At 54.9% G+C, this 24230-nt stretch carries 20 protein-coding genes; 15 read left to right on the forward strand and 5 right to left on the reverse strand.

From position 1 onward, the window contains the following. Positions 1-178 precede the first annotated feature (178 nt). Positions 179-469, reverse strand: coding sequence for a glycoside hydrolase family 88 protein (locus tag IAE55_RS00005; protein WP_234489270.1), 291 nt, complete (start codon positions 467-469; stop codon positions 179-181). Positions 470-815: 346 nt separating this feature from the next. Between IAE55_RS00005 and IAE55_RS00010 the strand changes: the two genes are divergently transcribed. After that, entirely contained in the window at positions 816-1229 is a 414-nt protein-coding gene (locus IAE55_RS00010; RefSeq protein ID WP_076167422.1) for a rhodanese-like domain-containing protein, read from the forward strand. A gap of 128 nt (positions 1230-1357) precedes the next feature. Here the strand turns inward: IAE55_RS00010 and IAE55_RS00015 are convergent, their stop codons facing one another. Beyond that, positions 1358-1972: a flavin reductase family protein gene (locus tag IAE55_RS00015; protein WP_200630582.1), complete on the reverse strand. Its 615-nt coding sequence runs from the start codon at positions 1970-1972 to the stop codon at positions 1358-1360. A 96-nt stretch (positions 1973-2068) separates the two neighbouring features. Here IAE55_RS00015 and IAE55_RS00020 point away from each other — a divergent pair, with 96 nt between their 5' ends. The 8 genes from IAE55_RS00020 to IAE55_RS00055 all read left to right on the forward strand — a co-directional run bounded on the left by IAE55_RS00020 (position 2069) and on the right by IAE55_RS00055 (position 14692). Further along, positions 2069-2764: an ArsR/SmtB family transcription factor gene (locus IAE55_RS00020; RefSeq protein WP_200630583.1), complete on the forward strand. Its 696-nt coding sequence runs from the start codon at positions 2069-2071 to the stop codon at positions 2762-2764. Positions 2765-3059: 295 nt separating this feature from the next. After that, positions 3060-4247: a glycoside hydrolase family 88 protein gene (locus IAE55_RS00025; RefSeq protein WP_200630584.1), complete on the forward strand. Its 1188-nt coding sequence runs from the start codon at positions 3060-3062 to the stop codon at positions 4245-4247. Positions 4248-4262: 15 nt separating this feature from the next. Then, positions 4263-5996 (forward strand): alpha-L-fucosidase, encoded by a 1734-nt coding sequence (locus IAE55_RS00030; protein WP_200630585.1) that lies wholly within the window; start codon positions 4263-4265, stop codon positions 5994-5996. A 187-nt stretch (positions 5997-6183) separates the two neighbouring features. Further along, positions 6184-7809 carry an extracellular solute-binding protein gene (locus IAE55_RS00035; RefSeq protein ID WP_145156951.1) on the forward strand — a complete coding sequence of 542 codons (1626 nt, stop codon included), beginning with the start codon at positions 6184-6186 and terminating at the stop codon, positions 7807-7809. A 128-nt stretch (positions 7810-7937) separates the two neighbouring features. After that, the gene (locus tag IAE55_RS00040; RefSeq protein ID WP_116231734.1) at positions 7938-8882 is read left to right on the forward strand and encodes an ABC transporter permease; all 945 of its coding nucleotides are present in this window, start codon (positions 7938-7940) and stop codon (positions 8880-8882) included. A 13-nt stretch (positions 8883-8895) separates the two neighbouring features. Next, complete coding sequence (locus tag IAE55_RS00045) at positions 8896-9774, forward strand: carbohydrate ABC transporter permease (RefSeq protein ID WP_145156952.1); 879 nt, start codon at positions 8896-8898, stop codon at positions 9772-9774. A gap of 99 nt (positions 9775-9873) precedes the next feature. After that, complete coding sequence (locus IAE55_RS00050) at positions 9874-12264, forward strand: helix-turn-helix domain-containing protein (protein WP_325168580.1); 2391 nt, start codon at positions 9874-9876, stop codon at positions 12262-12264. A 178-nt stretch (positions 12265-12442) separates the two neighbouring features. Beyond that, complete coding sequence (locus IAE55_RS00055) at positions 12443-14692, forward strand: heavy metal translocating P-type ATPase (RefSeq protein WP_145156953.1); 2250 nt, start codon at positions 12443-12445, stop codon at positions 14690-14692. Positions 14693-14939: 247 nt separating this feature from the next. On the opposite strand, the gene IAE55_RS00060 is transcribed toward IAE55_RS00055, so the two are convergent. Next, positions 14940-15311, reverse strand: coding sequence for an ArsR/SmtB family transcription factor (locus tag IAE55_RS00060; RefSeq protein WP_076167400.1), 372 nt, complete (start codon positions 15309-15311; stop codon positions 14940-14942). 228 nt (positions 15312-15539) lie between these two features. Between IAE55_RS00060 and IAE55_RS00065 the strand changes: the two genes are divergently transcribed. Next, complete coding sequence (locus tag IAE55_RS00065; RefSeq protein WP_234489201.1) at positions 15540-16064, forward strand: PCYCGC domain-containing protein; 525 nt, start codon at positions 15540-15542, stop codon at positions 16062-16064. A 187-nt stretch (positions 16065-16251) separates the two neighbouring features. Here the strand turns inward: IAE55_RS00065 and IAE55_RS00070 are convergent, their stop codons facing one another. Further along, entirely contained in the window at positions 16252-17241 is a 990-nt protein-coding gene (locus IAE55_RS00070; RefSeq protein WP_200630586.1) for an aldo/keto reductase, read from the reverse strand. A gap of 161 nt (positions 17242-17402) precedes the next feature. Between IAE55_RS00070 and IAE55_RS00075 the strand changes: the two genes are divergently transcribed. After that, positions 17403-18845, forward strand: a complete 1443-nt coding sequence (locus tag IAE55_RS00075; protein WP_200630587.1) for a serine hydrolase domain-containing protein — start codon at positions 17403-17405, stop codon at positions 18843-18845. Positions 18846-18895: 50 nt separating this feature from the next. Here IAE55_RS00075 and IAE55_RS00080 read toward each other — a convergent pair whose 3' ends face one another. Then, positions 18896-19795 (reverse strand): AraC family transcriptional regulator, encoded by a 900-nt coding sequence (locus IAE55_RS00080; RefSeq protein ID WP_200630588.1) that lies wholly within the window; start codon positions 19793-19795, stop codon positions 18896-18898. A gap of 140 nt (positions 19796-19935) precedes the next feature. Between IAE55_RS00080 and IAE55_RS00085 the strand changes: the two genes are divergently transcribed. The 4 genes from IAE55_RS00085 to IAE55_RS00100 all read left to right on the forward strand — a co-directional run bounded on the left by IAE55_RS00085 (position 19936) and on the right by IAE55_RS00100 (position 24225). Then, positions 19936-20712 (forward strand): phytanoyl-CoA dioxygenase family protein, encoded by a 777-nt coding sequence (locus IAE55_RS00085; RefSeq protein ID WP_200630589.1) that lies wholly within the window; start codon positions 19936-19938, stop codon positions 20710-20712. 240 nt (positions 20713-20952) lie between these two features. Next, a complete protein-coding gene (locus tag IAE55_RS00090; RefSeq protein WP_397351409.1) occupies positions 20953-22116 on the forward strand; it encodes a GntR family transcriptional regulator in 1164 nt (387 codons plus the stop codon). 287 nt (positions 22117-22403) lie between these two features. Beyond that, on the forward strand, positions 22404-23315 hold the full coding sequence (locus tag IAE55_RS00095; protein ID WP_089546755.1) for an ABC transporter permease: 912 nt from the start codon (positions 22404-22406) through the stop codon (positions 23313-23315). Between the two features lie 13 nt (positions 23316-23328). Continuing rightward, positions 23329-24225: a carbohydrate ABC transporter permease gene (locus IAE55_RS00100; protein WP_145946355.1), complete on the forward strand. Its 897-nt coding sequence runs from the start codon at positions 23329-23331 to the stop codon at positions 24223-24225. Positions 24226-24230: the final 5 nt, after the last annotated feature.

Genomic DNA, 24230 nt, shown 5'->3' on the forward strand with positions numbered 1-24230 from the left:
CCACAAGAGGGTCACTTTTTTCAAAGTGTCCTTCTTATGGGTCACAGTTCACATCCGGTGTGGAGGCGGTTTTTTTCTTAAACACGAAGTCCGGAAAATCATGGCTGAGCTGAGGTCCGTACCAAGTAAACGGACTCAAACGATTTGGGCGCGGGATCGGCTTGCTCCGGGTGAGCCCTCAGTCTGCTTGCTTTGCCAAGTTCATTTCCGTGCACATCAGAATAAAAGCGCCGGCGCCGTGGAGGTCGTTCTCGCTCGTAAGGCGGGCAATGTAGTGGGCGTAGTCCCCAATGCCTGTGCCGATGCAGAGTTGGCCGATGATCACGCGGCCGTTCTCGGCAAATTTCAGCGTGTCGATAACGCCCTGGTATCCTTTCCAGGCGTACTGAAGATAACTTTCGTCCAAATAACCGAACCGCACCGCTTTGGCAATGGCGTGTACATACAGGGCGGTACAGGAACTTTCCAGCCAGTTGTCCGGGCGGTCGCCCTTGTCGACAACCTGGTACCATAAGCCTGAGGTTGAAGTTAAATCTTATTGCCAGGAAGGTGGGTTTCGGGAGCGTTACGCATTTTGGCCGGGTGTTCAAATCGGTTACGGGACATGCGCCTTTATATTATAGAAAGGAAAATAGACATGATCCTGCATTGACAATTTCCTCCCCGGGGTTATAATCAAATTTGTTAATGACTTATAGAAAATGTTAATGGATGCTTGTCCGATTATCGCCTTTTTGCTGTATGGCAGCACTATGCTGCTGTGAAGCGGCCAAGGACATGATCCCTCGCTACAATATAACCAGGGAGGAACGCGGATGATTTGGTTGTTGCTGGCAGCCGTTATCGTCATTGGAGTATGGCTGCTCCGGAATATCCTGCCTGTCCATGGTCTTACGCCCATCCATCCCGACGATTTGAAGGTCATCGCCAGGGATCAGGAAGACATCAAAATGCTGGACGTGAGAGATCCGGTGGATTATTTGCGGGAGCATGAGAATGGCACGGTCAATATTTCGCTCGGCCGGCTGCCGTATCTTTGGAAAAAGGAGCTCTCCACCTCCGAACCGGTTGTGATTCTGGGCGGCAGCAGTCGGCAGAGCAAACAGGCGGCCCGATTCTTGAAACGGGTCGGCTTCCGTCAGCTGTATATCATCAAGGATGAGCCGGGACGGAAGAACCGCCAGGGCCAGACGGGGACGGCGGTATGCTGCTCCGATTGCTGCCGATGATAGGAAATAAGCTATAAATGCAGGCATACGTTAGAATTTCAGCCGGAAAGCCCTCAAAGACAGTGCGTCTTTGAGGGTTTTTTTTGTTTAGAGATATCCGGTTGAATAGACATGGTGGCAAAAAGGGCTCACGTTTCCGACCGGAAGGTCGCTCCCAACGGATCTCCCAGACCGAAGTAGTGACGGAAGTTGTAAATGAGCGGATTCCAGCGCCGGGGGTCGATATGATGATCTCCAATAAGGATGTCGTCATGAGCATGGACCCGGACGGCACAGGTTTCCACGATCGCGAAGAACGGATCGTATTCCGGCACCGTCATCCGCTGAACCCGTGCTTCAATGTGTATCGGACATTCGGATATGCGCGATGGCTGCACCACCTCGGAATCGATGGCGGTAAAGCCGCCTGCGGCGAACTTATCCTTTTCGTGCGTGAACCCCATGGCTTCTTTAACCTCAGGGACAATTGTCCTCCCGGTATAGGGGGCGATGCGCTCCACGTTCTCCCACAGCGGGGCGGAAGGAAGATTGATGACGCACTCCGGGTGAAGGGTCAAATTGTCATAAGCTTTGCTGCTCGTTGAAATACCCAGGACGATGTTGTCCCCCAGCGCAAAGGAAGAGGAGATCGGGCTGATATTGGATGTGTGGTCTTCGTTACGCGTGGTAATCAGGATAACAGGCATGCCATAATATAAAATCTTCGGTGTGATAGCACGGGTTTGCGGTTCTGCTGCGGCCATTTGGCATACGCCTCCTTGTTTATAATGTACTTGAACATTGTAACCGGTTCATATTACAATGTTCATCGAAATGTGGAATGCAAAGGAGGGGGCAGGATGAAGGCAGGACCGATTGCGGCTCATCCCGCGGCCATGATCAGCGATCCTTCGCGTGCGGCGATGCTGACCGCCATGATGGACGGTCGGTTCCATCCGGCGAGTGAGCTGGCCTATATGGCGGGGATCACGCCGCAGACGGCGAGTTACCATCTGGCCAAGCTGGAAGAAGCGGGGATGGTCGCCATGCACAAGCAGGGAAGGCACCGGTATTACGGCTTGAAAAGCCATGACGTGGCTACCGTGGTGGAGACGCTGCTATTGCTTGCGCCGCCGGTTGAGATCAAGTCGCTGAGGCAATCCGAGGAAAACCGCCACCTGCGGCGGGCGAGAACCTGTTACGATCATGTCGCCGGAGATCTTGGCATCCGCCTGAGGGACGCGATGATCGAAGCCGGCGTGATCCGTGAGGAAGCGGACGCCTTTGCGATTACCGGGGAAGGGGCCGCCTTCTTCGAACATATGGGCATCGATGTGGAAGCGGTCCGGAAAAGGCGGCGCAGCTTCTGCAGCAAATGCTTGGATTGGAGCGAGCGCACGCCGCATTTGGCCGGCTCGCTGGGCAGCGCTTTGCTTGAGCGGCTGCTCGAGCTGCGATGGCTGCTCCGCATGGAAGGGACCCGGGCGCTGCGCATTACCGACGAGGGGGTCCGCGGACTGCAGGAGACTTTTCATATCGAGATCCCTCGATCCTGAATTTCAAACGATCCGAGTAATGCGGAGCTTTCACGAGCCGCCGCAGCCGGGTCGTTTTTTTCGTGCTCGGCTCGATGCCGCTGCAAGCTTGTAGACCTTGTAGACATCGGTTTCGATCCCGGCTTGAAGACCTTCCTGACGTTTTTTTCGGAGACCGACGAATTTTCAGATCCTGCTGCAACCAGAAAAAACGGCAGTATTACCACGAATAACGGCGATTGTGAAGAGTGCATGGCCTGGTTACAATTCAGTTCATGACGAACGCCAATATCAACAATCATGGAGGGTGGCAGCGATGAAGCAGGTGAAGGACGAGGACATCAAGAATTCAGGGAGGTATAAGGAGGACTCCGGGCTTACGCGGGAAAGGTGCCTGGAGGCTATGGAATTTATTCGGCGCCAGGTGGACCGGAATCTTCAGACATTTCAGGACACGTTTCCGTCGGAGGCCAGCACGAATCTGGTATACCGACAGACCGGAAACACGGAGTGGACGCCGGCATTCTGGACCGGGATGCTGTGGCTCGCTTACGAAACGACCGGCGATGCCAAGTACCGCGCCGCCGCGGAAGGCCAGCTGGACAGCTACCGCAGGAGGGTGGAGGAACGGCGCTATACGGACACGCATGACTTAGGATTCCTCTATACGCTGTCATGCGTGGCATCCTACAAGCTGACCGGCAGCGAGGAAGCCAAGACGCTCGCCGTGCAGGCGGCCGATCTGCTGATGGAGCGTTACTGGGACAAGGCGGGGATCATCCAGGCTTGGGGAAATCTCCAGGATCCCAGGCAGCAGGGGAGGATCATCATTGACTGCCTCATGAATCTGCCGCTGCTGTACTGGGCATCGGACGTCACCGGTAACCCCAAATATAGGGCTGCGGCCGAGTCGCACGCCCGGAAATCGGCGGAGCACCTCATTCGGGAGGATGCGTCCAGTTATCACACCTTTTACATGGATATCGCATCGGGACAGCCGAAGTACGGCTCCACCGCGCAGGGGCATGCGGACGATTCATGCTGGTCGCGCGGACAGGCTTGGGGGATTTACGGCTTCCCGCTCTCCTACCGCTACACCGCCGATGACAGGTACCTGCAGTTGACGTCCAGGCTGGCGAATTACTTCCTGAACCGGCTTCCGCAGGACGAGGTATGCTACTGGGATCTCGTATTTACGGAAGGGGATGAGGAGCGGGACAGCTCCGCTGCGGCGATTGCGGTCTGCGGCCTGATCGAGACCGCGGCGCATCTGCCGCTGACCGATCCGCTGAAACGGCTGTACGAAAATGCCGCGCTGCGGATTTTGAAATCCCTGATCGATCATTATATGACCTGGCACGTGCCGGAGTCGAACGGCATTCTGCTGCATGCGGTATACAGCAAGCCGGGCGGAAACGGTGTCGACGAGTGCTGCATCTGGGGCGACTATTACATGTACGAGGCACTGGTTCGCGTAACCCGGGACTGGAAGCCGTATTGGTAGAAGGGGGTAATACGTATGGGAGAGCAAGAAGTGCACAAGAGAAGCGATCCGGCCACGGCATGGTGGACGGATGCGAGGTTTGGCATGTTCATCCACTGGGGACTGTACGCAGCGCTGGCCAAGGGCGAGTGGGTCATGTACGCCGATAAGATTCCCGTCCGCGAATACGAGAAGCTGGCCGGGGACTTTAATCCGCAGCAATTTGATGCCGCGGCCTGGGTACAGCTCGCCAAAGACGCAGGGATGAAATATATCGTCATTACGGCCAAGCATCATGACGGGTTTGCGATGTTCCATTCCAAGGCCGATCCCTTCAACATCGTGGACGCGACGCCGTTTGGGCGCGATCCATTGAAGGAGCTTGCCGAGGCTTGCCGCGAGGCGGGAATCGTACTCTGCTTTTACTATTCGCATGTGATTGACTGGCACCATCCCCATTCGCTGCACAAAGAGCATAACAACACGTGGGATTACAAGTTGGCGGAGAAGCACTTCCCCGAATACTGGGAAGGCAAGGCGAAGCCGCAGCTGAAGGAGATGCTCACTTCCTACGGGCCGGTCGGCCTGCTCTGGTTTGATACGGCGGGCGGGTTATCGGAAGCGGACAGCCGCGATATCGTAGCCTTTGTGAAAGGCCTGCAGCCGGACTGCCTCATTAATTCCAGGGTGTCACACTTTATCGGCATGGGCGATTATGTCTCCAAGGGTGATAACGAGATCGGGATGAGCGGTGAAGATCAGCGGCCGTGGGAAACGCCGATGACCCTGAACCAGTCATGGGGCTACACGGACCGGGACCAGGTTTGGAAGAGTGCGGAGGCGGTGATCAAGAAGCTGGTAAACGTCATTGGCAAGGGCGGCAACCTGCTTTTGAATGTCGGTCCAACGCCGGAAGGGACGATTCCGGAGCTGTCCGCGGAACGTCTGCGGGAGGTCGGAGAATGGACGCGGCGGAATAGCGACGCCATTTACGGTACCGGAGGCAGCCCGTTTCCGGCCGAGCTGGAATTTGGAGCGGTGACAACCCGCCCGGGACGAGTGTATGTGCACGTTCATAACGACAAATGGCCTGCGGATAGCTTGGTGATGCACGGCATACGCGGCGAGGTATCACGTATATACTGCCTGGCCGATCCGGAGAAAAAAGAACTGGCGTTCAGGCAATCGGTTGACGAGGGGCTCGATCTGCATGTGCTCAAGGTGGAGCTTCCAACCGAACCGGCTGACGAGCATGTGACGGTTATTGCCCTGGAAATGGCCGGAGAGCCGGATTTCGACCGGACGTTAACGCAGCTTGACGGCGGCCGGCTGCAGCTGGATGTCCCCCAAGCGAGCGTAACCCTTGTCAGGGAGGAAGACGAGGCAGTGGGGATTCCGGCGCTGCGGCAGGCGGAATGGACCTTCAAGCTCGTTCAGCCGGGCACCTATGAACTGATGCTGATCAGCTTCAAGCGGCACGACCAGGATTGGCCCGGGCTGTATCCGGAACCGGTCGTCTTGGAGACGGATGGAAGCTGCCTGGTTACCGATCCGGCGGAAGACGGGGAGGATCCGGATTCTCCATCATGCCAGCATCCCTACATCCCGATACGGTCCCGATTGGGACAAGTGACGTGGCTGGAGCCCGGAATCCATAGGCTGACGCTCCGTTCTTCCAAACTGAAGGACCCGTCTCCCAAATTCACGGAAATCTGGCATGCCGACGCGGTAAAGCTGCGTGCCGTAAGGCTTGTGCGGGTCCAGGATTAGCCGCCCGGATGAAGAAAAGTTAAGGCAGCATTAAAAAAATCAGTCCGTCATCTTACGAAAATACTGCGCTCCTTTCAAAGCGGCAGTATCGCGGGAACAGGCAGGTTCCCTATACTTTGGGTACCGGCAGCTTCACATTAAACCAGAGTCCGGTCAACTGGATTTATTTCAAAAAGGAGGCGCTTACATGAGAAAAAAAGCAGCTAAAAAATGGGGTACTGCGGTGCTTGCAGCCGCCCTGGTTCTGTCGCTTGCGGCCTGCGGCGGCACCTCGGGTAACGATCAGGCGAAAGGGGAGGCGTCCACTAGCGGAAAAACAGCCGAACCGGAAAAATTAACCCATCTGACCTATTGGGTCAGCATGCATCCCGCTGCAGCCGCCCAAATGAAAACGTACGCGGAAATGGGCATGTATAAGGAACTGGAACGAATCACTGGCGTTAAAGTGGACTTCCAGCATCCGCCGACCGACTCCACCCAGGCTCAGGAGCAGTTCAACCTCATGATGGTCTCCGAGAAACTGCCGGACGTGATCGAAACGTCATGGATCGGGTATCCGGGGGGACCGGAGAAGGCGATCCAGGACAACAAAATTATTAAGCTGAACGATTTGATCGACCAAAATGCGCCGAATTTGAAAAAACTGCTGGATGAGCATCCCGACTGGAAAAAGCAGGTGACCACCGACGACGGAAGCCTCTATATGTTCCCGTTCTTCCGCGGCGGCGATAAGGTCCGTGTCTTCTACGGCCCGTCGATCCGCAAGGATTGGCTCGATAAGCTCGGCCTTCAGATGCCGACGACGATCGATGAATGGCATGAAGTGCTCAAGGCGTTTAAGGAGAAGGATCCGAACGGCAACGGGAAAGCCGATGAAATTCCGCTGTATTTTACGAAGGACGATATCGGCACGGATGCGCCTTTCCTTGGCGCATGGGGCATCAACTACGGCTTCTACCAGATCGACAACAGCGTCAAATACGGACCGATCCAGCCGGAGTACAAGGAATTTCTGGCCACGATGAACCAATGGTATAAGGAAGGGCTGCTCGACAAGGATTTCGCCGCTCCGAACGACAAGCTGTTCGATGCCAAAATGACCGGCAACCAGCTGGGCGCCGCTCCAACGTATAACGGCGGCGGCATTGGCAAATACGCCAACTTGATGAAGGATAAGGATCCGAAATTCAATCTGGTGGCTGCTCCGTATCCGGTACTGAACAAAGGCGATAAGCCGATTTGGGGACAAAAGGATTTCGCCACGAACGGCATCGGTGCCGCCATCTCGACCAGCAATACGAACCCGACCGAAACAGTCAAGTGGCTGGACTATGCCTACGGAGAACAGGGCAACCTCCTGTTCAACTACGGCAAAGAGGGAGAAGCGTATACGATGAAGGACGGCAAGCCGGTCTTCCTGCCTGAGGTGCTGAACCCGCCGAGCGGCGTCAGCCTGCAGCAGTCCTTTGCGAAGCATAACCGTTCGACGTGGAGCGCGCCGTTCGTGCTCAGCGATGAATTCCAGATGCAGTATTTGGCCCTCCCGAACCAGAAGGATGCCTTGACCGTATGGTCCCAGCCGACCGGGGAACGCAAAATGCCGCTCGTGACGCCGACCAAGGACGAGAGCTCCCAATTCGCTTCGATCATGACGGACATCAACACTTATAAGGACGAGATGTTCCTCAAATTCATCATGGGCGCGGAACCGATCGACAACTTTGATAAGTACGTGAAAAAAATCGAGGCGATGGGCATTAACGACGCGATCAAAATCCAGCAGTCCGCCCTTGACCGGTTCAATAAGCGTTAATCAAAAAACATAAGGCGGCGAAGATGCCGGGCAGGGGATGTCCGCTTCCCGGCACGCCCCTTGTTCCAACACCACATTCCGCAGGAAAGGCAGGGGGTTACATGTGGCAGGTAACCGATAAGAAACTGATGAAGAAGCGCCCGCTGCGCAGCCGGACCGATCTAACCACGGGGCAAACCATCCGTAAGGATCTCCGCCGCAACTGGATCATTTATCTCATGGCGCTCCCCGTCATTGCGTATTATTTGATCTTTCATTACGGACCGATGTACGGTCTCCTGATCGCCTTTAAGGATTACTCGCCGGCACAAGGGATCTGGGGAAGCCCATGGGTCGGCTTCAAGCATTTTGACAGCTTTTTTAACGGCATTTATTTCTGGAGGCTCATCCGCAATACGGTCCTCATCAACTTCTATGATCTGCTGTTTGGTTTTCCGGCGGCGATCCTGCTGGCGCTGCTGCTGAACGAGATCCGCAAAATGGCGTTCAAGCGATTCGTGCAGACGATCTCCTATTTACCGCATTTCATTTCGATTGTCGTGGTCGCAGGAATGATGTTTGACTTCCTAAGCCGTGACGGATTGATCAATCAGCTGCTGGGTTTCATCGGCGTCGATCCGATCGATTTTCTGAAGGAGGCCGGCTGGTTCCGTTTTATTTTCGTATCGTCCGGCATTTGGCAGGGCATCGGCTGGGGCTCCATCATCTATTTGGCGTCGATCGCCAATATCGACCCGACGCTGTATGAGGCAGCCAAAATCGACGGCGCAAGCCGCTGGAGACAAACGTTCCATATCACTATACCGGGCATCATGCCCACGATTGTTATCATGCTCATTCTGAATATGGGGCACATGCTGTCGGTAGGCAGCGAGAAGGTGCTTCTGCTGTACAATCCGCTGACTTACGAAACGGCCGATGTCATTTCCACTTATGTATACCGAAAAGGGATTTTGGAGGCGAGCTACAGCTTTACCGCGGCGGTCGGCCTGTTCAATTCCGTCATCAGCCTGATTCTGATCGTGTCGGCAAATGCCATCAGCAAACGCGTGTCCGAAAACAAACTGTGGTAGGAGGAATCATCCGATGATTGCACAAACGAACGGCGAAAAGGTATTCGGCGTGATCAATACGCTGCTGATGCTGCTGCTCTGCTTCGTTACACTGTACCCGTTCCTGTATGTATTATTCGCTTCCTTGAGCGACGCGGCGAGCTTTATCCAGCACCGGGGCATCCTCCTGCGCCCGCTCGGAATTAACTTCGAGGCTTACAAAGCCGTCTTCAAGAACCCGATGATCACAAGCGGGTACCGGAATACGCTGTTTTACGTAGCCGCAGGAACGGCCATTAACCTGTTTATGACGGCTCTCGGGGCTTATGTGCTGTCGCGCCGGAACCTGTATTTTAAAAACCTGATGATGTTTGCGATCGTCCTGACGATGGTGTTCAGCGGCGGACTGATCCCGACGTACATCCTCGTCGGCAAGCTCGGCATGATGAATACGCCCTGGGCGCTGCTGATCCCGGGTGCGATCTCCACGTTTAACCTGATCATTATGCGGACGGCGTTCCAGGGCGTACCCGTGTCGCTCGAAGAGTCGGCCAAAATCGACGGTGCCGGCGAGATGACCATACTGTTCCGAATCGTCATTCCGCTGTCGATGCCGGTCATCGCGGTCATGATTCTTTGGTATGCGGTTGGGCACTGGAACTCGTATTTTCCGGCACTGGTGTATTTGCGTGACCGGACGATGTACCCGCTGCAGCTCGTTTTGCGCGAAATCCTCATCGCCAATTCCACCGATTCCATGTCCACCGGCGTGGCTGCGGACGACAAGTATGCGATCGGCGAAACGATCAAATACGCGACCATCATCGTGTCGACCCTGCCGATTATCTGCCTGTATCCATTCCTGCAGAAGTATTTCGTCAAAGGGGTGCTGATCGGCGCCATCAAGGAATAAAAAACTGCCCGGAGCCCTGTCCCTTGCATTATAATGAACATACAAGTTTCATTGATGCGCATGTCGGTCGATACATGAACAAGGTAGGGGGAATGCTTGGTGAAACGGCTGCTTCGTCCGCTTGGAATCGGTCATCTGCGAAGCGTGTGGATGACGATGCTGATTTCCAATCTGGTTCTGCTGCTCATCCCGGTCTCGATGGGAGCCTTCTTGTACACCAAAGTCGAAGCAAGTTTGGAAAGCGGTGCCAACCGTTCCAATCAAGCGATGCTGGAGCAGCTCAAGCTGTCCCTGGACAGCAAATTAAGCGAAGTGCAAAAGCTGGCCCAGCAGATCATTTTCGATCCGAAGCTGGAGTATCTGCTCAAACTGGACCAGGATGCAGGCGGTCCCGACCGGTACCAGTTCATCGAATTTATGCGGAACACCATGTCAAGACAGGGGAGCCTGACGAACTTTATCCTGGATTACTATGTCTATTTCCGCAACAGCGATCTGGTGCTGAGGCCCGGGCTTCTCACCGATTCGCACAAATTTTACGATATGTATTACAGCTATCAGGGCATGAGTTACGACCGCTGGCGGGAAAGCATGCTCACAAGCTTCCATACGATGGATTACCTTCCATCGGCCACGCTGCTGCGCACCGCCGAGTATGATCCGATGCAGAGCATCGAGAAAACGCCGCTGAACGTCATCACCTTCGCCCAGTCGCTTCCGGGGCGGGACCGGCGCGATATTACGGGGACCTTCGTCATTCTGATCGACGAGAGTCAGATTAAGGAAATGTTTGCCCAGATTGAATCCGCGAGCGACAGCTCGATCTACATCGTGAATTCGGACGGCCGCACGATCATGGCGACGGACCGCCAGCCGCTGCCGGGCGAATTGTTGTCCCGGATCACGGGAACCGGCGGGTTGTTCAACCAAACGATTAATGGCGATCAGAAAATGGTATCGTATACCTCATCGGAAAAAGAAGGATGGAAATACGTGCTCGTTACGCCCAAAAGCGTCTTTATGCAGCAGATCATTCTGATCAAGCAGTGGGCGCTGATCCTGTTCGCCCTTTGTCTGGCCGTGGGACTGACCGCAGCCTTCATCTTCGCTTACCGAAATTACAGTCCGCTGCGTAAAACGGTCAATGCCATTCTCAGGGGCAATGAATGGAGCGGAAGGCCGCAGGTCAACGAATACGAGCTGATCCTGCAGTCCATTGAAGGCTCCCTGCATACCGAAAAAAATTTACGCAGCCTGCTCGCCCAGCAGACGCCCGTCATCCGCTCCAACTTCCTGCTGCGCCTGCTCCGGGGGCAGATGGATGTCGACGCGTCCCGGGAAGGCGGCCAGTCGCTGCGGTTTATGGATATTACGTTCGTCAGTGACGACTTCTCGGTCATGGTCGTCCAATTGGACAGCATCGCAAGGTTCAACGCGGAGCCGAGCGAGGAGCAGTGGGCGCTTGCCCGTTTTATCGTATCCAATATCGGCACGGATCTGATCGAGTATCCGCACAAGGCGTTTGCCGTTGAGCTGGACCGGGACCGGGTAGCGATTGTGTGCAACTTTGCCGCGGAACAGGCCGAGGGCGGCGAGAGGGTGACCCGTGAGCTGGCCACAGCGCTCAAAGGCATGATCGAGGAACGCTTCAAGATCGATGTGACCGTGGCGGTGGGCCTGCCTCACAGCGGCGCGAAGAGCATCAGCGAGAGCTATGCGGAAGCGGCGTCTGCCTTAGAATTCCGGATTGTTAAGGGCGGCGGGACGATCATTTATTTTCAGGATATTACGGATGTGCACTCCCATTATTACTACCCGGTCGATATTGAGGTACAGCTGATTAATTTCGTAAGGAGTGGTGACGCCGACCATGCCCTGCAGCTGCTGGACACGATTTACGCGATGAATTTCGAGTCGGGCAGCATCACGCCGGAATACGGGAAATGCCTGTTCTTTAACATCACCAGTACATATTTAAAAATTATGAACGCCACGGGCATGGACCAGAATGACATTCTCGGACCTGATATCGATCTGGTGAAGGACATCTTCTCCTATGAAACGGCCGAAGGAATGCACAAACGGATGAAGCGACTGTATGAAATTTTGGCGGAGAGCATGGTTGCGGACAAGAGCGGCCACAGCGCCCAGCTTCTGCAGGACATGGATCAGTTCGTGGATGAGCACTTCACCGATTCGAACATGGGGCTTGGCATGGTGGCGGATCACTTCGACATGACGCCGCAGTACGTCTCGACCTTTTACAAAAAACAGAGCGGGATCAATCTCAGCGACCATATCGCCAAGAAACGGATTGAGCTTGCCAAACGCCATATGGCTGACAAGGAATTCACAAACGCCCAAATCGCGCAATTGGTCGGGTATACGAGCGACGTTGTCTTTATCCGGGCTTTTAAAAAGATCGAGGGCGTCACGCCGGGGAAATACCGGGAGCTGATGATGTCGTGCGTCTCGGATGAGACCGGGTGAGCTGCAGGAAAAGGCAGGGGAACAGCCTCTGCCTTTTTTTCGTTTTTCTCCATCATTGGTGGAAAAGCCCGGAAAAGCTGGTTGACATTCTTCTCCATCCCTGAATATAATGTGCTTAACAGGTTTATATATGAATATATGCTCATATTATATTCGTGATTGGATCGGAGGCATTTTGATGACTGAAGCCGTCTCTAAGGTGAAGCGTGAGCTGCTGCTCGAAGGCTTGGATTGTGCAAACTGTGCCATGAAGATCGAGGATGGAGTCCGGAAGATGGACGGGATTTCTTCCTGCTCAGTAAATTTCGTCAAGCAGACGCTGACTTTTGAATCCTCAGAAGATCAAGGCCAGCTGATATCGGAGATTACGAAGAAAGTCAAAAAATTAGAGCCGCATGTCAGCGTGCGTGAGCTGGTTCCGAAAGCGGCAGGAAATCATCCGCAAAGGTCCCGCGGCCATTATCATGATGGGCACGCGCATGATCACGGTCATTCCCACGAAGGTCATGACCACGGAGCGGGCGGTCATTCGCATGATCATGCCCACGGCCATGATCACGGTCATTCGCATGATCACGGCAGCTCCGGCATCCGGGTCATGTCGATCCGCCTGGCTGCAGGGGCAGTGATCACGGCAGCCGCGATGCTGCTGCCGGTCACGGGGTGGGCCGAGCTCGCCATGTTTCTGGTGGCCTATCTCATTACCGGAGGAGACATCGTTCTGCAGGCGATCCGCAACATCCTTAGGGGCCAGGTGTTTGACGAGTACTTCCTGATGTCGGTTGCGACGATTGGGGCGTTCTGCGTAGGGCAGTATCCCGAAGGGGTTGCCGTCATGCTCTTCTATCAGATCGGCGAAATGTTTCAGGGCATTGCGGTCAACCGTTCGCGCAAATCCATCAGCGCCATGATGGATCTCCGGCCGGATTATGCGAACCTGAAGACAGGGGACGGAACGAAACAGGTGATGCCCGAGGAAGTCCAGGTCGGCGAATTGATCATCGTCAAACCGGGAGAGAAGATCCCGCTCGACGGCAAAGTGACTGAGGGCCGGTCGATGGCGGATACTTCGGCGCTGACCGGCGAGTCCGTGCCGCGTGAGCTGGAAGCAGGCGATGAGGTGCTGAGCGGGTTCATCAACAAAAACGGCGTCCTTACGATTGAGGTGACCAAGATTTATGGGGAGTCCACCGCGGCCAAAATTTTGGACCTCGTCCAAAACGCCAGCAGCAACAAGGCCCCTACCGAGAACTTCATCACGAAGTTCGCCCGCTTGTATACGCCGGTCGTCGTCATCGTCGCCCTGCTCCTTGCGATTGTTCCACCGCTCGTGGTGAGCGGCGCGACGTTCTCCGACTGGATCTACCGGGCGCTGATCTTTCTCGTCATTTCGTGTCCCTGCGCGCTGGTCGTATCGATTCCGCTCGGATTTTTCGGAGGGATCGGCGCCGCTTCCAAAGCGGGCATCCTGGTCAAGGGGAGTAATTACCTGGAAGCCTTGAATGATGTGAAATACGTCGTGTTCGACAAGACCGGCACGCTGACCAAGGGGACGTTCCGGGTAACCGAAACCCGTCCGGCCCACGACGGGATCAGCCCTGAACAGCTGCTGGAATATGCAGCCTTCGCGGAACTTCATTCGAGCCATCCCATTGCCGAATCGATCAGGGAAGCCTACGGGAAAGAAATAGATGCGTCGCGAATACAGGACTACAATGAAGCTGCGGGACACGGCGTTCACGTGAAATTGGACGGCGTGGAAGTATTGGCCGGCAACGCAAAGCTGCTCAAGGAGGAAGGCATTGCGGCTCAGCAGCCGGATGCGCCGGGCACCGTCGTATATGTGGCCGTGAACGGAGAATACGCCGGTTATCTGCTCATCTCGGACGAGGTGAAGGAAGATGCTGCGCAGGCGGTCGGCGCGCTTCAGCAGCGGGGCAAACAGACGGTTATGCTGACAGGCGATGCACGCCCGGTGGCGGAGAAGGTCGGGAAGCTGCTTGGCGTCAACGAGGTGCATGCCGAGCTTCTTCCACAGGATAAGGTAACGCATATGGAACGGCTGAGCCGGCTGAAGCAGCCCAAGGAAAAAATCGCTTTTGTCGGGGACGGCATGAACGATACGCCGGTGCTGGCGAGAGCCGACGTGGGGATTGCGATGGGCGGCCTCGGATCAGACGCTGCCATTGAAGTGGCGGATATCGTCATTATGACCGATGAGCCGTCCAAGATCGTCACCGCGCTTGGCATTGCGGGGCGTACGCGCCAAATCGTATGGCAGAACATCGTTTTTGCGCTGGCGGTCAAAGGGATCTTCCTGCTGCTTGGAGCCTTCGGCATCGCAACGATGTGGGAAGCCGTCTTCTCCGATGTCGGCGTCACCCTGCTGGCCGTCTTAAATGCGATGCGGGTGCTGAAGCTGAAATAATGAAACGATTCCAAAACTGTGTTTAACGGGCGGTCCGCTGCATGCGGTGCCGCCCGCTGCCGTTTGGGGAGCTGATAGTCGCTCGTTTTATTGCTGCCTTTTCATTGTGCAGAAGCGTCCGTACTCGTGCCCGAAGACTGTTCCCAGGGGTTAAGCCCTGAACGGGCCAAGCCTAACCGGTTGGATTATATATGTAAAAAAGAAAAGACCCTTCCGCCAAAGGCAGAGGGTCTTGGGTTAGAAATATTTATCCATGCTGGGTATGCTGCAGCGTCTGCAGGAAAATCTGTTCGATGTGCGTATCGTCAAGCGAGTAATAGGCCGTTTTGCCTTCCTTGCGGCGTTTGACGATCCGCAAATTGCGCAAATACCTCAGCTGGTGGGACACCGCGGATTGGCCCATGCCGAGCAGGGTGGTCAGGTCATGCACGCACAGTTCTCTTTGCAGCAGCGCGTCGATCAGCTTGACCCGCGTGGGATCACTAAAGGCTTTAAACCAATCGGCGACCTGCGAGGCAGCTTGATCATCGATCAGCGCTTCTTTGATTTTGCCCAATTCATTGTCTGAGCCCGTGCAGGTTGCGTCGCATTCCTGGGACGGATGGATGGACTGTTCCATGGCAATCACCTTTCTGTGAAAATCCGGAATAAAGGTTAGATACCTGTATTATATCAAAACGGCACCTTAAACGGAATAATTACTGTTAAGAAAATGTACATGCCCCCGCCGGCACTCGGGTCTGACATGATCAGGCACCGTGACCGGCTGCGAAGCCATCCGAATTTATATATCCGGCAAGCGGCATGGTATACTATGTAAAATGGACAACAATCAAAGGGGAGATACATGATGATGGGCAGTAAGGCGAGGCTGTCTGTGCTGGGAATCGTCCTTGGCGGGCTGCTGGTATCAGGCTGCTCGGATAAGGGCGGCCCGGATTCGGCGGAGCAGACGATGCAGCACGATCACGGCGCACACCAGCAGATGGCCGCCAACGGCGATCTGCAGGAGACGACCGGCGGGAAGGAGCAGCTTCCTACGTTTCTGCAGCCGGCGAATGATACTGTCAGAACGGCCTATATGGCGGCAGCAGGCGTCAAGGAAGTGCTCAGCCAAATTCCATGTTACTGCGGATGCGGGGAAAGTGCAGGCCACAAAAGCAATTTGAACTGCTTTATTAAAGAAGTCAACCCGGACGGAAGCGTGGTTTGGGACGATCACGGCACCCGCTGCGGCGTGTGCGTCGAGACGGCGCTTACGGCAGCTTCGCTGGTCAAAGAGGGCAAAAGCGTGAAAGAGATCCGCGGCATTATCGACCAGACGTATTCCAACGGGAAATATGCGGCGCCGACGCCAACACCGGAAGTATAGCGGGGATAGGGATCTGGATTCCGGCAGCGCCGGATCTGGACCATCATACCGAAATACGGTCAACATATGTGCTGAATGCCGAATGGGAGCCCGAACGTGCCTAGGTATAATCGCCATCCGTTGACAGGCGCGCCAGTGAGCATGACAAAAAAACAGTCCCGGCCAAGATATCGGCCGGGACTGTTTTTTAATGAGACTGCGATGCATCCATAGAACTGCGGACATCACTTGCTTCCCGCAGCATTTCCGGCGTCCAGGACCAGTCGCTGATCTGCGCGGCATCCGTCACGTGATGCACTTTGCTGGCACCGATGATGGCGGCTGTGACCGCGGGCTGATTAAGCACCCACGACAGTGCGTATTGGGAAAGGCTGACTTCGTATTGACCGGCAAGCACCGCGTATTTTTTGACAAGCTCATAATTCCGCTCGGTAAAATACTGCTGCAGCGGCTTCTCCCCGCTGGCGGCACGGCTCTCCGGTGGGGCATCCCCTGGAGCTTTGTACTTGCCGGAGAGCATCCCGCGCGCCATCGGACTGTATACCATTACGCCGACGTCCTCCGAGGCGCAGAACGGCAGAAGCTCCTGTTCGATTTCCCGGGAGAGCAGGTTGTACTGCGGCTGCACGGAAATGAACTTTTCGAGGTTCATCCGCTCGCTGATCGCATGCGCTTTGGCAATCTGCCAGGCGGCATAGTTGGAGCAGCCGATATACCTTACTTTTCCCTGGCGAACGAGGTCGTCCAGAGCCCGCAGCGTTTCTTCCAGCGGCGTGTGCGGATCGAAAATATGTACCTGGTACAGGTCGATATAATCCGTCTGAAGGCGCTGCAGCGACTTATCGACTTCGCGCAAAATATGGGTCCGCGACAGGCCGCTGTCATTTTTCCCGAACCCTGACCGGATGCCCACTTTCGTCGCCAGAACGACCTGATCCCGTCTGCCCTTCAGGGCACGGCTGATAATGTCCTCGCTTTCGCCTGTTCCGTGCGGAACGTCGGCATCCTGCCCCTTGCCGTAATAGTTGGCGGTGTCGATAAAATTGATTCCCTGGTCGATCGCGTGATCCAGGATCCGCACCGACGCTTCCTCGTCGATCCATCTTCCAAAAGCCATCGTGCCCAGGCAAAGATTAGATACTTCCAAGCCTGTGCCGCCCAATCTGCGGTACTTCATGACATGTCAGCCTCCCATCTTGATTTGGTATCAGGGATTATAATAGCACAGCAGGACAGGGTTAACGCAAGGCGATAAAGGAATCCGATTGTAAGCGGAAACAAAATGCTTGAAATTGGTATGCGGCTGCGGTACGTTTGTAACGAAAGGGGTGTGAAACCATGGAAAATACAAGCCTGCAATTACCAAGAAGCAGACCGGAAGCGCTGGGCATTCCCGGGGCGGCCATCCTTCATTTTCTGGACGAGGTACAGGCCAAGGGCATTGAGCTGCACAGCTTTATGCTGCTTCGCCGCGGACAGGTGGCTGCGGAAGGCTGGTGGGGGCCTTATGCCCCGGAGCTGCCGCACATGCTGTTTTCGCTGAGCAAGAGCTTTACTTCCACAGCCATCGGTCTCGCGGTGCATGAGGGTCTTCTGTCTTTGGAAGACAAGGTCGTTACGTTCTTCCCGGACGACCTGCCGGAGGAAGTCAGCCCGAATTTGGCTGCCATGAACATCCGGCATCTGCTGATGATGGGCACGGGGAATGACCAGGATACGATGGGGGCCATTGACCGCTGCACGGACGGGAATTGGGCCAAGGCCTTTCTCGCGGCTCCGGTGGAGCATACGCCCGGCACCCATTTTGTGTACAACACGGGTGCAACCTATATGCTGTCGGCCATTCTGCAATCCGTGACCGGGCAGACGCTGCTTCAATTTTTGCAGAAGCGGCTGTTTGAGCCGCTGGGCATTCACAACCCCACCTGGGAGTCTTGTCCGCGGGGAATCAACACTGGAGGTTTCGGACTGAGCATCACGACGGAAGACATCGCCAAGTTTGGCCAGCTGTTTTTGCAGCGAGGGGCATGGAACGGAAGCCAGCTGATTCCGGAATCGTGGGTAGATGAGGCGACCTCGAAACAGATCTCCAACGGAGACGGCGGGGAAAGCGACTGGGCGCAGGGATACGGCTACCAATTCTGGAGATGCCGGCACGGCGCCTACCGCGGAGACGGAGCCTTCGGCCAGTTCTGCATCGTCATGCCGGAGCAGGAGGCGGTGCTTGCTGTCACGAGCGGAACGAACCAGATGCAGGAAGTGATGAACGCCGTCTGGGAGCGTCTGCTGCCAGCGATGGCCGGAGAGGAGCTCCCGCTGGACGAAGAAACGCAGGACCGATTGCAGGAACGGGTCCGCAGCCTGCAGCTTGCTCCGCTCGCGTACAGCATTCAACCGGAATTAGAATCCGCCGTCAGCGGCAAAAACTATGTGCTGGACGACAACGACATGAACTGGAGCCGGATTTCGGTCCGTTTCGAGGCCGATCAGGCGGTGGTTGACCTGTATGAGACCGGCGGGAAGCATTTTGCATTGCCTTTGGGACGCGGGAAATGGCTGGAAGGCACGTCTGATCTGATCATGCCCCGCGAGACCGCAACGGTGTCAAGCTTTACATGGAAGTCCCCGGATACGCTGGAGCTGAGCATCCGCTTCATTGAGACGCCGTTCCATATTACGACGGGCATCCGGTTTGAAACGGAAGACTCCGTCGTGCTGGATCATCGGATCAATGTATCCTTTGGTCCCAATGAGGCTCCGCCCATTACCGGGAGAGCGTGAAGCCCGCGTAGTAATCGTACAAATGTTACGCCTATGAACACATTTTGAAATCAGGCATGCTCATCTTCGAAGGGCATGCCTTTTTGCTGTGGCGCGATCCGGTAAGCGGCCGGGGGAATGCCGGCGGCAGCCGAGAACATCCTGGTAAAATAGTGGACGGAGCCGAATCCTGTTAGGTCGGCGATTTCCTTGACGGAGCGGTCCGTCTCGCGCAGAAGGTACGCCGCAAGCCGGATCCTTTCCTGGCGGACGTATGCCGTGAAGGTCATTTTGAGCTCTTTCTGGAACAAACGGGCCAGATGTCTTCCCGATATATGAAAATACCGCGCCACATCTTCCAGCTTTAGCGGCGACTCCAGGTTATCACGGATGAATTGGAGCGCCTGCCTCAGAGAAGCGGAGCGGGGCGGAGGCAGCGTCGGCTTGTGCTGCTGGCGGTCCGGTGTAAAGGTTTGCGGCAGCGCAGCCACAAGCGCAAGGACCAGCCGGTCCAGCGGAAATCGGGCGGTATCCAGTTCGGCGGCCGCTTGCATAATCGCTTTCCAGAGCAGGACGGCCGGGCTGTTTTCAGCTCCGTGAAGAATATAGCAGTCCGACTGCGCCAGCCGTGCAAATTGACCGTTCCAGGGCGCTGAGGTGCGCCCGGCATCCACATCGAAGGCGAGCCATATGAGCTGCATCCCTGTGCTTTCAATACGGTGCATGCGGTAGGGATTGGAAATGAACAGCGTTCCTTTTGCTAACGGATGGATCCGGCCTTCATCCACATACGTTCCTTCACCGCCTGCGACATAACACATTTCAAAAAAAGAATGCTTATGCTCTAAGTTGCTCCGGTGCTCCGCAAGGGCTCCCCAATAATGTATGCGGATGCATAAATCCTCTTCGGTCAGCTCTCCGACGGCTGAATGCAGTTTAGACAGGGCGGCTCCCCAGACGAGATGATCCATTTCAAGTCCTCCTCATTCATTCGTGTCCGAATCCGACAAAAACAGGTTCCAATCCGGCAAAGACGTCAGGTGTCAGTTATCCCTATAATGAAGGCGTATTCACGATTTGTCATTCAAATGTTACGGGAGGGAACGGGAAGATGATTAGCAGAGAAGACGTCGAATTTTATAACGAAAACGGTTATTTGCTCGTCCGCGGCGTGTTCAGCGCAGAGGAAGTCAAGGAAATGCAGGATGCGGTGGAGCGTACGATTGCCAAGGCGGCTGCGGCCAAGCAGGACGCCAACCATACTTGGCAGGGCGATTACATTCCCCAGGACGAATTGAAGAAGCTGGTGCTCAAAGGCTTTCACGATCTGCAGTTTCACGACGCAAGCTTCACCCGTGCCGTAGCGCATCCGCGTATGACGGGCGTTCTGACGCAGCTGATCGGTCCCAACGTCCAGCTCCATCATACCAAAATGCTGGTCAAGCCGCCGGAGCAGGGCGCCGCTTTTCCGATGCACCAGGATTATCCGTATTTCCCTCATGATCGCCATACGATGCTTGCCGCCAGTGTTCATCTCGACGATGCGGATATGGAAAACGGCTGCCTGTGCGTCGTGCCCGGATCCCATAAGCAGGGACCGCTTCCCCATGTAGGCAGGTACTACCTCGATCACCGCGATTACCCGGTGAGCATGGGAACACCATGCCCGGCAAGCGCAGGCGATGTGCTGTTCTTCAACTACCTGACGATTCACGGGTCCGACCGTAACAAGAGCAGCCGGCCGCGCAGAAACGTCCTGTTCCAATACCGCGATCCTGCCGATCCGCCTAGCCGGGAGACTCATATCGATTGGGGCATGGGAATGATGGTCGCGGGGGAGGACCCGCAGTACCGTCAATATCATGCCAAGCTGGAGCTGAATGTGTAAGCTCACTCCGATTTCGAAAAGGCATGGATTCAAAAAAAGGCTGCCGCATTGCGGTCGTCTTTTTTTGCGTTATTGCGACATTTTTGCAAAACCCCGCTATACAAAATCCGTTATTCAATATAACATATATAATATATCAAATTAAGGAATCAGACGAATAGACCATTTTTTTAGTCAGGATGAATGTTGCGAACCCATGTTCCAGCCGATAATATATATAACAAAATCTCAAATTAAAGTATGGTGATCCTGTTGAATGTTACCGCACGGACCCCGCTGTATCAAAAAATACAGCAGTACATCCGGGAACTGATCGAATCGGAAGGCCTGAAGTCCGGTGATCGTATCCCGACGGAGAAGGAACTCATGGACCGCTTTGATGTAAGCAAAATTACGGTTGTGAAAGCGCTGACCGGCCTCGCGAACGAAAACGTCATCAGCCGGGTCCCCGGAAAAGGCAGCTTTGTCAGCGAGCCGGCGGCCGCGGAAGAAGCTGAGGTACCGCGTCCGGTCTTTGGCCGGGCTCCGGAAGAGGCGAAGCCGAAAACGGGGCTCATCGGGCTTGTGATGCCTTCGATTTACGATTATTTTGCCGTCCGGCTGATCGACGGTGTCCGCAGAGGGCTCAGCAGCAAGGGATACCGGACCATGATTCTGCTGTCCGAGGGGGATTTGGAGCACGAAAAGGAAGCGATCAAAACCTTGAAACAGATCGGTGCGGAAGGAATTCTGGTGTTCCCGGTGGACGAAGAGCATTACAACGACGAAATTTTGAACCTGAAGTTCTCCGGCTTTCCTTTCGTCTTGATCGACCGGTTTCTGCCGGGTGTCGAAACCAATTACATCGCGGCCGACGGGCGGCTGGGGACGCGGCTTGCCGTAGAGCATTTGTGGGAGCTGGGCCACCGTGAAATCGCCATTTGCTCCGATTCTCCGCTGCAGACCGTCACCGTCCAGGAGCGCATCGAAGGCTACATGGACGCCTTGAAGGACAAGGGCGCGCTGATCAACCCGGCCCATATCATTACGGGCTTTCGGATTCATGCTTCGGATGAGCCGGAGAAGCACCCGCTGTACCGGTATATCCGCAGCGGTCTGGCGACCGCCTACATCACGCTGAACGGCAAGCTTGGCGTGCAGATCCAGCAGATGGCGAAGAGAAACGGGCTGTCCATCCCGGACGACCTCTCGATCGTCAGCTTCGACGACCCGACCTCCGTCGTGGAAGAGCTCAGCGTTTTTACGCATATCAAGCAGTTTGAGTATGAAATGGGCTTACGCGCGGCGGAAACGCTGGTGGACATCATTGGGGAGGGGACGGACCGGAGCGGAGGTTACACGAAGACGCTGCTCGTCCCCGAGCTGGTTGTCGGACAGACAACCGGGCCTGTGAAACCGCGTTAATTTTCCATCGGAAGAAGCGATGCAGTATAGAAAAAAGACCTTTTCACTTCGAAAAGGTCTTTTTTATTTTTATTAACATATTGAATATGTTAAATATTTATATTATATTATGATTAATCCAAGAGCTTCCATGAATCGACATCGTTTCAAGGGAGGTCAAGTAGATAAGAGAACAGCTGAATATGTTGTGTAATCGCTTACAAAGATTTGAGGGGAGGAAGACTGAGTACCAAGCGCTTTGCCGAAACCTGGAACGTCTATACTATCCGAAAACAGAGGTGGAGCTTATGAGTTCGTCAACACTGTGGAAGCGGATCTGGAAGCATAAGTTGTTTTACTTGTTCATGCTTCCGGGGATCATCTGGTTTTTTCTGTTCTCCTACGTTCCGCTTTACGGGATTCAGGTCGCTTTCCGCGATTATACGTTCGTGGGCGGTTTTACCGGCAGCCCATGGGCGGGATTGAAATACTTCAAGCAGTTTTTCGACTACTACCAATCGACAGACATTATCCGCAACACCATCATCATCAGCCTGATGAAACTAATCATCGGATTTCCGATGCCCATCATCCTTGCGATCCTCCTCAATGAAATCCGAAATCTGAAATTCAAGAAAACCGTTCAAACTTTATCCTATTTGCCTTATTTCATTTCCTGGATCGTCGTCGTCACCTTGATGCAGCGCCTCTTCGCTACCTATGGCGGGCCGGTCAACGACCTGCTGTCGTCAATGGGCGTAGAGCCGATCCAATTTCTGTACAACACTTCGTGGTTCTATGAAGTCATCATCGGCTCGGATGTTTGGAAGAACATCGGCTGGAACTCGATCATCTACATGGCGGCCATTGCGGGCATTGACCAGCAGCTGTATGAAGCAGCGAAAATCGACGGCGCCGGCCGTTTCCGCCTGATTTGGCACGTGACCCTGCCGGGCATCCGCAACGTTGCGGTCATTCTGTTTATTCTGGCGACGGGAAGCCTGATGAGCGCGGGCTTCGAACAGCTTCTGCTTCTGAACGGTCCTTCCACCGCAGCCATCGGCAGCGTGCTCGACGTCCATGTCATCACTCAGGGCATCCAGCAGGGCCGGCTAAGCTATGCGGCGGCTGTCGGCTTGTTCCAGAGCCTGATTGCGCTGGTCCTGATCGTCACCGTCAACAGGATTGCACGGAAGGTCAGCGACGTATCACTGTTCTAAGGAGGGAACCTACGTGGAGAAACGATCGTTTTCCTGGTTTACTGCATTGAATTATTTCCTGCTTACGCTGTTCGCCTTTTCCATGATTTATCCGTTCATTTACGTGCTTGTCTACTCGCTTAATGACGGTAAAGATTCCATGATGGGGGCTCTGTATTTCTTTCCGCGGAAATTCACGCTGGACAATTACGCCCAGGTGTTCGATAATCCGCAGATTTGGCAGGCTTATAAAATCACGATTTTACGGACGCTGCTCGGCACGGTGCTTAGCGTGCTGCTCAGTACGCTGATGGCCTATGCCTTGGCCAAAAAAACGCTGCCCGGGCGCACGTTTTTCACCTTTTACATTTTTCTGCCCACGATTTTCAGCGCAGGCTTTATCCCGTATTTCATTACGCTGCAGAAGCTTCACCTGATCAACAACTTCTGGGTGTATGTCATTCCGTTCCTGTTCAATTTTATGCATATCGTCATTATTCGGACTTTTATACAAGGCATTCCTGAAGAGCTGGAGGAAGCCGCCCGGATTGACGGCTTGGGCGATTTCCAAATCTTCATGCGTATCATACTGCCGCTGTCCGGCCCGGTACTGGCGACCATTTCGCTGTTCGTCGGCGTGATGCACTGGAACGACTGGTTCACCGGCACCTATTACGTGTCCAACAAAAGCCTCATCCCGGTGCAGACCCTGCTTCAGCAAATGCTGACCGAAGCGGAGGCGTTGTCGTCCTCGATGCAGCGGGCTGCGCAGCAGGGTGGACAAACCGTCAATGTCAGCGCGGCGGGGGCTACGCCGGAATCGCTCCGGATGGCACTGCTCGTCATTACCGTGTTTCCGATCCTGTGTATCTATCCTTTCCTGCAGCGCTATTTTGTCAAGGGAACGATGATCGGATCCGTCAAAGGGTAAGGGTA

This window comes from Paenibacillus sp. S28 (genome assembly GCF_016624415.1).
Lineage (GTDB): Bacteria > Bacillota > Bacilli > Paenibacillales > Paenibacillaceae > Paenibacillus_AQ > Paenibacillus_AQ favisporus.